A 9,016-nucleotide genomic window follows, 5' to 3' on the forward strand; every position below is an offset into this window, starting at 1 on the left:
TCCCCCCGTCGGCGCTTGGTCGACACCTTCCCCGCTATTGAACCGGAGAACCCCCAATGTTCAAACGCCCCCTGGCGCTCGCCGCCGGCCTCGTGCTGTCGTGCTGCGCGGTTGCCGCGCAGGCTGTCGAAACCTTGCGTGTCAGCGCGATTCCCGATGAGGCCCCTACCGAACTGCTGCGCAAGTTCAAGCCGCTGGGCGAGTATCTCGAGCAGCGCTTGGGCATGAAGGTGCAGTTCGTGCCTGTGGCCGACTACCCGGCGGTGGTCGAGGCGCTGGCCTCCGACCGCCTCGACCTGGCCTGGCTGGGTGGCTTCACCTTCGTCCAGGTGCATTTGAAGGACCCCACCGCCACGCCCTTGGTACAGCGTGAGCAGGATGCCCAGTTCACCAGCAAGTTCATCACCGCCAACCCTGCGGTGAAGAGCCTGGCCGACCTCAAGGGCAAGAGCTTCGCCTTCGGTTCGATTTCCTCCACCTCCGGCAGCCTGATGCCACGCTACTTCATGCTCAAGGAAGACAACATCAAGCCCGAGGGCTACTTCGGCCGCGTTGCCTACTCTGGCGCCCACGACGCCACCGTGGCCTGGGTGCAGGCCGGAAAGGTCGATGCCGGCGTGCTCAATGCCAGCGTATGGCAGAAGCTGGTGGATGCCGGCAAGGTCGATACCAGCAAGGTGAAGGTGTTCGCCACCACGCCGACCTACTACGACTACAACTGGACCGTGCGCGGCAAGCTCGACCCGACGCTCAAGGACAAGATCAAGCAGGCCTTCCTCGACCTCGACCCGGGCAAGCCCGAGCACAAGGCGATTCTCGACCTGCAGGCCGCCAGCCGCTTCATCGAGACCAAGCCTGAGAACTACCAGGGCACCGAGCAAGCCGCACGTGAGGCTGGCCTGCTGAAGTGAGTATCCAACTGTTCGACGCGGGCCTGCGCCATGGCCAGGTCCGCGCGCTGGAAAATGTCAGCCTGCATATCGAGCAGGGCGAGCGGGTGGCGATCATCGGCCCGTCCGGGGCGGGCAAGTCGAGCCTGCTGAACCTCATGGCCACCGCCATTGCGCCCACGACAGGCCGCCTCGAGCTGCTGGGCGAGCAGCCCTGGGCGTTGTCTGCCAGGGCACGCCAGCGCCTGCGCGCGCGGGTGGCGCTGGTGCACCAGGCGCCGCCCTTGCCGCCGCGCCAGCGGGTGGTCACCGCCGTGCTGGCCGGGCGCCTCGGGCAGTGGGGCACCCTGCGCGGCCTGTTCAACCTGCTGCACCCAAGCGACGTACCCGGTGCACGCCAAGCCTTGGCCGAACTGGGCATGGCCGACAAGCTGTTCGTGCAGTGCGGGCAACTGTCGGGCGGACAGTTGCAGCGCGTGGGCATCGCTCGGGCGCTGTACCAGCAGGCCGAGGTGCTGCTGACCGACGAGCCGGTGTCGGCCATGGACCCGGTGCTGGCCGACCACAGCATCGCGCTGCTCAACCGCCAGGCCCAGGCCCGTGGCGTTACCTTGGTGGCGAGCCTGCATGCGGTGGACCTGGCGCTGGCGCACTTCCCCCGGGTAATCGGTATTCGTGGCGGCCAAGTGGCCTTCGACTGCCCGGCGCAGTCGGTCAGCCAAGCCATGCTCGACGCCCTGTACGCCAACGAGCAGCTGGCCTCGCCGGTCACGCCGGGGGTGACGTTGACGGTGCAGATTCCACGATGCTGAAGCCTGACACTCGCGACCCGGCAGCCTTGCCACGGTTGCTGTTGACCCTGCTGGCCCTGGCTCTGCTGTGGCCAGGCATCCAACTGAGCGAGCTGGACCTGGGTGTGCTGTTGCAGGCCGATAACCGCCAGCAGATGTTCAATTTCGTCAGTGGCTTCTGGCCCCCGGCCCATGACCGCGATTTTCTCGAACTGCTGCTGCAAGCCACGCTGCAGACCCTGGCCGTGGCCACGGCCGGCATGACCCTGGCGCTGCTGCTGGCGATACCGGCCAGCCTGCTGGCCAGCCGCGCCTTGTCGTTGCGGGCGGCCTCCCGCGGTGGTCGCGCGGGGCCCTGGTCGCGCCTGATGCGGCTACCGGTGCGGGGCATGCTGGTGTTCTTGCGCAGCGTGCCGGAAATCGTCTGGGCGCTGCTGTTCGTGCGCGCCGTGGGCCTGGGGCCGACGGCAGGTGTGCTGGCCATCGCCATTACCTATAGCGGCATGCTGGGCAAGGTGTACGCAGAAATCTTCGAGTCGGTGGACCAGCGCCCGGCCCATGCGCTGATGCAGGCGGGTGGCGGGCGCGTGACGGCGTTCTTCTACGGCATCCTGCCCAATGCCGCTGCCGAGGTGGTGTCGTACACCGTGTACCGCTGGGAATGCGCGGTACGCGCCTCGGTGGTGATGGGCTTCGTTGGTGCTGGCGGGCTGGGGCAGCAGATCGACCTGTCGATGCGCATGTTCGCGGGCAATGAGGTGGCGAGCATGCTGCTGGCGTTTCTGGTCCTGGTGATGCTGGCGGACGTGCTCAGCCGCGTGCTGCGTGGGAGGCTGGCATGAAGCGCGTGGTGAACCTGTTGTTGGTGTTGGCGATTCTGGCCGCCGTGGTGGGCTCCTTCGGCTACCTGGAGCTGGACCTGCTGAACGTGTTCGGCAACGGCGGCTTGGGGCAGATGGCCGAGTACGCCGGACGCTTCCTGCAGCCGGACCTGTCCAGCGAGCACTTGGGTGCTGTGGCACGGGGGGCGTTGGAAACCTTGGCGATGTCTGGCCTGGGTACCTTGCTGGCGATGCTCCTCGGCCTGTTGCTGGCCTTGCCGGCGGCGGGGCGTTTCGGCTGGCCGCTGCAAGGCGCGGCGCGTTTGCTGCTCAATGCGTTGAGGGCGATTCCCGAGCTGGTATGGGCGGCGCTCATGGTGTTCGCCGCCGGTCTCGGCCCGAACGCCGGCACCCTGGCCTTGGCGCTGCACACCGCGGGCGTGCTCGGGCGCTTGTTCGCCGAGGCGCTGGAAAACGCGCCGCCTGAACCTGCGGCGGCCATTCGCCTGCAAGGCGGTAGCCAGGTGGCGGCATTCTGCTTTGGCACCTTGCCCAACCTCTGGCCGCAATTGCTCGCCTACGGCTTGTACCGTTGGGAAAACAACATTCGCATGGCCGCCGTGCTCGGCTTCGTTGGGGCGGGCGGACTGGGACAGATGCTCTACACCACCTTGAGCCTGTTCCAGGAGGCCCAGGCCAGCACGGTCATCATCGCCATGCTGGTGCTGGTGTTGCTGGTGGATGCCTTCAGCGACCTGCTGCGCCAGCGCTACGTGCGGGCCTGAGGCCCGCTCAGCTCACCCCCAGCTCGCACTGCGCCTCACGCTGCATCGACTCCAGATTGCGCTCGATGGTCTCGCAGATCTGGTCCATCTGGATCTGGTGTTCACTGAAGCGGAACGGGCTCTGCAAATCGGTGCCGATCCGCTCGATGGCCAGCAGCATGAAGCCCACCACGGTGGAGGCCAGCGGTGTGAACCAGCCCAGCGATTCCACCAGGCCGATCGGCACGATCAGGCAGAACAGGGTGATGAACAAGCGCGGGAAATACACGTAGGGGTAGGGCAGCGGCGTGTTGGCGATGCGCTCCATGCCGCCTTGGGCGTTGGACAAGTCCACCAGCGTCGACTCCAGCCGCGCCAGGCGAATGCTGTCCAGGCGCCCGGCCTTGTACTCCTTGGCCAGCAACGCTGCCGAGCCGCCGAGAATGTCGTTGGCGAAGTTGTTCGAGCCGTTGCGCCGTTCGAACTCACGCGGCGGGATGAACGCCATCAGCGCCTGCGGGCAGGTCTCGCCCTTCAGGTGCGCTGCCAGGCAATTCACATAGGCGATATGCCGGCGCAGCAGGGTGGCCTTGACCGGGTTCAGCCCCTCGTCCGGGTCGTCGATCAGCGTCAGCACCTGCCGCCCATAGCTGCGCGAGGCATTGACCAGCGCTCCCCATAACGTGCGCGCCTCCCACCAGCGGTTGTAGGCACTGCTGTTGCGAAAGCTCACCAGCACCACCAGCGCCGAGCCCAGCAGGGTGAGCGGGATCAACGGCAGGGAGAATGCGCTCTGGAAGAACAGCATGAAATCGATGGTGACCAGCACGTCCCAGATCAGCAGCCAGAACAGCGACCAGCCGATGTAGCCGAAAGTCTTCACCACCAGGCGGTACTTGCGCACGATCATGTCTTTCACGGGGAACCTCATTGTGGAGCGAATGAGGTTCGGACGGTTTGGGGCAGGCAAGGTTCTGTTGAGGGTTATTACAAGATTTTTGTTCGCTCGACTGCTTCAGAGTCAGACGACGCGGATGTGGGACGTGTCGATCTACCCATGGAGTGGAGAAGAATCGAAAGTGGATCTTGATTTATGAAGTTCAGCAAACGGAGAGCTTTGCTCGTTGGTTGAGAGGCCTGCGTGACCTACGAGCCTACATTGCTTTGTCACGACGAATGGAGCGAGCGGAGAGTGGGAATTTGGGGGACTACAAGTCCCTTGGAGGTGGGATCCACGAGATGCGTCTAGATATTTCCGGAGGGTATCGAATTTACTTCACTCAGCGCGGACGTAGATTGAACCTGTTGTTGGTAGGCGGAGACAAGGCTTCTCAATCGAATGACATTATCAAGGCAAGAAAGCTGGCAAAGGAGTTGAAATGAGCGAGAAACTAATCCCTTTTGATATGGCTGCAATGCTTGACAGCGATGAGGCCATTGCGGAGTACCTGAGCCAGGTGCTCAGTGATGGCGATACTGACGAAGTGCTCCGGGCCCTAGGTCATATCGCCCGGGCGAAAGGCATGTCTTCGGTTGCAACCCAAAGTGGTCTAGGGCGTGAAAGTCTCTACAAGGCTTTCAATCTTGGTGCCAAACCGCGTTTTGACACAGTTCTCAAGGTCATTCGTACTTTAGGCATCAACCTGTCTGCCCAGCCTCATTCGGGGGTTAGCTGAGGGAAAAAGGCAGCCTTCAGTAGAGCGCCAGCCTCATCTGCACCAGCGCCACCGCCCCCCATCCGGCGCCTGCCGCTCCTCGATGCCAAAGGGCACGAACCCCAAGCGGGGGTACAGCAAAAGCCCCGCGGTATTGTGGTTGAAACAAGACACCCACAACTCCCGCGCCGCGAACTGCTCGCGCGCCAGGTCGGTCATGCAGCGCACCAGGTAACTCGCCACGCCATGCCCACGCGCTGGCGGCGCTACCAGCACGTTACCCAAGGCACACACGCCGTCGTGTTCGGCCTTGTAGAAGTTGGCGAAACCCAGCACCACGCCATCGCCCTCCACCACGTCGAGCCGCTGCGCTGGGCGATGGCTTCGCTCAGTTGTGCCGGGGTCAGTGGGTAGCTGGCCTTGGGGAACATGTAGAACAACTCGTCCGGGCCTTGCGGGAAGCAGCAGATGGCGGGGATATCAGAGGTGCGAACGGGGCGGTGGGTCAGTTGCATGGCTTCCATCCCGGTGGGTCAAGCGGGCATTCGTCTGGCAGCTTAGCGTCTGCCTCGTTATCTGGCATGGCTTTCGCTTTAATTGGTGGGTATTTCATCCGTGGGGTTTGTAGGGATATTTGGCTGATGGCACAATGCTTCTAATGCCGACCCGCGGGGGAGTTTTCCTGGCGTCTGTCCGCTGCCGTCCTTGGACAGTCAAACAATGGGTGAACCCGCGATGAACGAGCGAAAGGGCAAAGGCCTTTCCTTTGCCAGGCGAATGTACGCACCCCGTGCCGTGGGCACGGGCCTGGGCTTCGTGTGCGTGGCCATTGGCATCTGGCCGCAACAGCCGGAGTGGTGGGTATGGGCGCTGCTGGTGGCGCACGGCTTCGTCTGGCCGCAGCTGGCCTTTCTGCTGGCACGTTTTTCGGCCAATGCCTACCGCACCGAACAGCGCAGCCTGGTGTTCGACGGCTTTGCCGGTGGCTGCTGGGCTGGCGTGATGGGCCTGAACCCGCTACCGAGCGTCATTATTTTGTCGATGATCGCTATGGACAAGATGGCCGTCGGCGGCTGGAACCTGCTCGGCAAGACCCTGACAGTGCAATTGCTGGGCATCGGCCTGGGCTTCTGGCTGTACGCGCCAGCGCTGTTTCCACCGACCACCCAGGCGCAGATGCTCGCCTGCCTGCCGATCCTGATGATCTACCCCATGGTCATCGGCTTTATCTGCTACCAGGTAAACGTGCAGCTCGGCGAGCACAAACGCGCCCTGGCCCACCTGAGCAAGACCGACAGCCTCACCGGCCTGATCAACCACGGTGCCTGGAAGCACCTGTTGGTGAGCGCCTTCGAACGCTGCCGCACCCACCAGCAAGCCAATACCTTGGCGCTGATCGACATCGACCACTTCAAGCAGATCAACGACCGCCATGGCCACCTGGTGGGCGACAACATCCTGTGCATCCTCAGCGCCTTCTTTCCCGCGCACCTGCGCAAGAGCGACCCGGTGGCCCGCTACGGCGGCGATGAGTTCTGCGTGCTGCTGCCCGGCACCACGCCGAGCCAGGCGGCGGAAATCCTCGAGCGCCTGCGCCAGGCGGTGGAGGACTACCGCGACCCGGCCCTGCCGCATTTGCGCCTGAGCCTGAGCATTGGTATCGCCGCGTATGGGCCGCACCTGGGCGATGCCGAGGCGTGGCTGCATGAGGCGGACATGGCGCTGTATCGCGCCAAGCATGAAGGGCGGAACCGGGTGGCGTGGGCGGGAGAGTTCGGGGGCAAGAGTGTGGCTTGAGCGATCCAGTGCTCAAGCCGCAATCCGAGTGTCCGCAGGTTACCGATCGGTCGCCATGTGCACGATGCTGTAGGCAAACTCGTCTGGCCCACTCGCCTGACCCTGTGCACTCGATTGCACCGCGAATCGATCATCGTCATGCACCACCAGCAAGGTCGATGCGTCCAGCACCTCCAGCCCCTCTGGCTTGTTGTTGAAACGCAGCGGCTCACCAGAGCGCGCAATCACCAGCTGCGGCTCGGCCGGGCTGCCATCGAGCAGCGGTATCGACCACAGGTAGCCGGCGATAGAGGTGGCATCCTCGAAGCTGGTCAGGGCATAGAGCCGACCCCCGTGGAACCGGTCAAACTCCAGGGAAGCCAATCCCAATACCTGATCGCTGCCAGGTACTTCGGGCGTGAACTCGAACAGGGTTCGTATCGCGCCGGTCAGGTGCATCTCACCTGCGTCGAAGGCAAAAGGCACGGCAAGAATCTTGAAGACATCGCGTGCTTGCCCATAGCTCGCGCCGACCTTGCGCACACCCAGCAGCAACTGGTTAGCGGGCGCGATCGACAAGCCTTCTATCTGGAAGAACGGCGCCCCCAGCAACTCGACCAACTGCTCGCGAATGGCGAATGAGCTGGTGACACCTTTACGGGTGGAGGGTGAGACGAGCTTGACGTCCTGAGGTCTGTGCACCGGCCAGTAGAGCAAGGTGTTGAAGGCGTCATCGGTCGCATCGTCGACGCTGCCGATGCGGCTGAACGAGGTGATGGCAATTACATGGGTGTCGTCCAGCGTAGTGGTCATGGCCTCGAACTTGCGCGCTTGGGTGAAGGCCTTGGCTTGCAGGTAAGTCGGTGGCCCCTTGGCGATACGCTCACCTTCCAGCGCCAGGTCGAACAGCGGCGATGCGCCGGTGTTTCCCATGGGTTTGTCGTTTGCCAGGTACAGGCGCTCGCCCACGCGGCTGACGGCCGAGACCTCACAGACTGCGCGATGGTCTGCGGGCAGACGCATTTCTGTGCAACGAGCCGTGCCGTGCTCGACGCTGATGGCCTGAGTGTTGGCTTGCAGGCAAGAAGCAAAGGCGAGCAGAACGCTCGCCAGGGTCAAGGTGCTGGAGTGCATGGTTTTTATCCTGCGAGGTGGAGGAAAGCGCAGGATGTTGTGCATGCGCGGGAGGGGCGATTTGGCAGCGGTTCCGTGTGACCCTGGGGCGGCAGCAATCCGCTATTGCTGCATGCGCCCCACTTTCACGTCATCCATCAGCGCCTTGACCATGTCGCACAGCAAGTGCGCTGATTTTTTCCGGCGCTTTCATTTGCGTTGTCCCAAGGCATTGCTAGCCTGCATTGAGCTGCATTGAGCTGCATTGAGCTGCATTGAGCTGCATTGAGCTGCATTGAGCTGCATTGAGCTGCATTGAGCTGCATTGAGCTGCATTGAGCTGCATTGAGCTGCATTGATCTGCATTGAGCTACGTGTGGAAATCCAATGAGTCTGCCAAACGAAATCCTCCAGTTACTGGAGTGTGGTGAAGCCCTGGGCTCCCGCGAAATTGCCCTGCGGCTTGATGTCAGTTGGCCCACTGTAAAGCGCCACCTGGCGGTACTGCTGGACGCAGGTAGGTCGAACGGGAGAGAGATGGGCGCAGCCAGCGGTACCGTCTCCCGAGCGCCATACAACAACCGGCTGCAATCGCCCCGGCGAGTCCGCCCCCTAGTGTTCCGTGGTCCGCTGCCAGCCTCGTACTACGAGAGCAACTGCTGCGTCCCTTGGCGATGCGCGATGTCGTCACTTATCACCGTGATCTGGTCGATCATTACCAACCCAACTCCACAGCCTGGCTTCCTGCCGATTTGGTCGACGCGCTGGAGGCTGAGGGTCGCATGCGTGGCTAACAGCCTGCGGGTACCTACGCCCGGAAGGTGCTGGAGCCGCTGCTGATCGACTTGTCCTGGTCCTCGTCTCGACTTGAAGGAAACCGCTATTCGCTACTCGATACCGAGCAGTTGTTCAAAAGCGGGGCTGCTGATGGTGACCTGGATGCCGTCATGCTCCTCAATCACAAGGCTGCCATTGAGTTCATGGTGGATGCGATACCGGAGTACGGGCTGAATTCTGCGGTTATCCGCAACCTGCAGGCCTTGCTGATGCAAGACTTGCTCGCAGATAGCGACGTGCTCGGCGATATCAGGCAAATGGTGGTGAACATAAGCGGTACCACTTACATGCCTACACAGGTGCCATCGTTATTGCAGGAGATGTTCGAGCAAATAATCGAAAAAGCACGTCAGATCAAAAGCCCCATCG

10 protein-coding genes and 2 pseudogenes are annotated in these 9,016 nt (G+C 62.7%); 9 read left to right on the forward strand and 3 right to left on the reverse strand.

Annotation, left to right across the window (positions count from 1 at the left end):
- Positions 1–56: 56 nt before the first annotated feature.
- Genes RAC97_RS22520 through phnE form a run of 4 tightly spaced genes read left to right on the forward strand, consistent with a single transcriptional unit; the run spans position 57 to position 3,287 of the window.
- Positions 57–911, forward strand: coding sequence for a putative selenate ABC transporter substrate-binding protein (locus RAC97_RS22520; RefSeq protein WP_375101863.1), 855 nt, complete (start codon positions 57–59; stop codon positions 909–911).
- The gene (locus RAC97_RS22525) at positions 908–1,702 is read left to right on the forward strand and encodes a phosphonate ABC transporter ATP-binding protein (protein ID WP_375101864.1); all 795 of its coding nucleotides are present in this window, start codon (positions 908–910) and stop codon (positions 1,700–1,702) included. The genes RAC97_RS22520 and RAC97_RS22525 overlap by 4 nt, the downstream gene beginning before the upstream one ends.
- Positions 1,696–2,523, forward strand: a complete 828-nt coding sequence (locus RAC97_RS22530) for a PhnE/PtxC family ABC transporter permease (RefSeq protein ID WP_375101865.1) — start codon at positions 1,696–1,698, stop codon at positions 2,521–2,523. The genes RAC97_RS22525 and RAC97_RS22530 overlap by 7 nt, the downstream gene beginning before the upstream one ends.
- A complete protein-coding gene (gene phnE / locus RAC97_RS22535; RefSeq protein WP_375101866.1) occupies positions 2,520–3,287 on the forward strand; it encodes a phosphonate ABC transporter, permease protein PhnE in 768 nt (255 codons plus the stop codon). Before RAC97_RS22530 ends, phnE begins: the two co-directional genes overlap by 4 nt.
- Positions 3,288–3,294: 7 nt before the next feature.
- Here the strand turns inward: phnE and RAC97_RS22540 are convergent, their stop codons facing one another.
- Positions 3,295–4,185: a bestrophin family protein gene (locus tag RAC97_RS22540; protein ID WP_375101867.1), complete on the reverse strand. Its 891-nt coding sequence runs from the start codon at positions 4,183–4,185 to the stop codon at positions 3,295–3,297.
- A 143-nt stretch (positions 4,186–4,328) separates the two neighbouring features.
- Between RAC97_RS22540 and RAC97_RS22545 the strand changes: the two genes are divergently transcribed.
- Complete coding sequence (locus tag RAC97_RS22545) at positions 4,329–4,649, forward strand: type II toxin-antitoxin system RelE/ParE family toxin (RefSeq protein WP_375101868.1); 321 nt, start codon at positions 4,329–4,331, stop codon at positions 4,647–4,649.
- A complete protein-coding gene (locus tag RAC97_RS22550; RefSeq protein WP_375101869.1) occupies positions 4,646–4,942 on the forward strand; it encodes an addiction module antidote protein in 297 nt (98 codons plus the stop codon). Before RAC97_RS22545 ends, RAC97_RS22550 begins: the two co-directional genes overlap by 4 nt.
- Before the next feature lie 16 nt (positions 4,943–4,958).
- Here the strand turns inward: RAC97_RS22550 and RAC97_RS22555 are convergent.
- Positions 4,959–5,436, reverse strand: a pseudogene (locus RAC97_RS22555) (GNAT family N-acetyltransferase).
- Between the two features lie 220 nt (positions 5,437–5,656).
- On the opposite strand from RAC97_RS22555, the gene RAC97_RS22560 reads away from it, so the two are divergent.
- Positions 5,657–6,718, forward strand: coding sequence for a diguanylate cyclase (locus RAC97_RS22560; protein ID WP_375101870.1), 1,062 nt, complete (start codon positions 5,657–5,659; stop codon positions 6,716–6,718).
- A 39-nt stretch (positions 6,719–6,757) separates the two neighbouring features.
- Here the strand turns inward: RAC97_RS22560 and RAC97_RS22565 are convergent, their stop codons facing one another.
- Complete coding sequence (locus RAC97_RS22565) at positions 6,758–7,831, reverse strand: hypothetical protein (RefSeq protein WP_375101871.1); 1,074 nt, start codon at positions 7,829–7,831, stop codon at positions 6,758–6,760.
- Between the two features lie 366 nt (positions 7,832–8,197).
- Between RAC97_RS22565 and RAC97_RS22570 the strand changes: the two genes are divergently transcribed.
- Positions 8,198–8,650, forward strand: coding sequence for an ArsR family transcriptional regulator (locus RAC97_RS22570; protein WP_375101872.1), 453 nt, complete (start codon positions 8,198–8,200; stop codon positions 8,648–8,650).
- Positions 8,632–9,016, forward strand: a pseudogene (locus RAC97_RS22575) (Fic family protein); the annotation flags it as partial. The gene RAC97_RS22570 and the pseudogene RAC97_RS22575, both read left to right, overlap by 19 nt.

It is taken from the genome of Pseudomonas sp. LS_2 (assembly GCF_042709235.1).
Taxonomy (GTDB): Bacteria; Pseudomonadota; Gammaproteobacteria; order Pseudomonadales; family Pseudomonadaceae; genus Aquipseudomonas.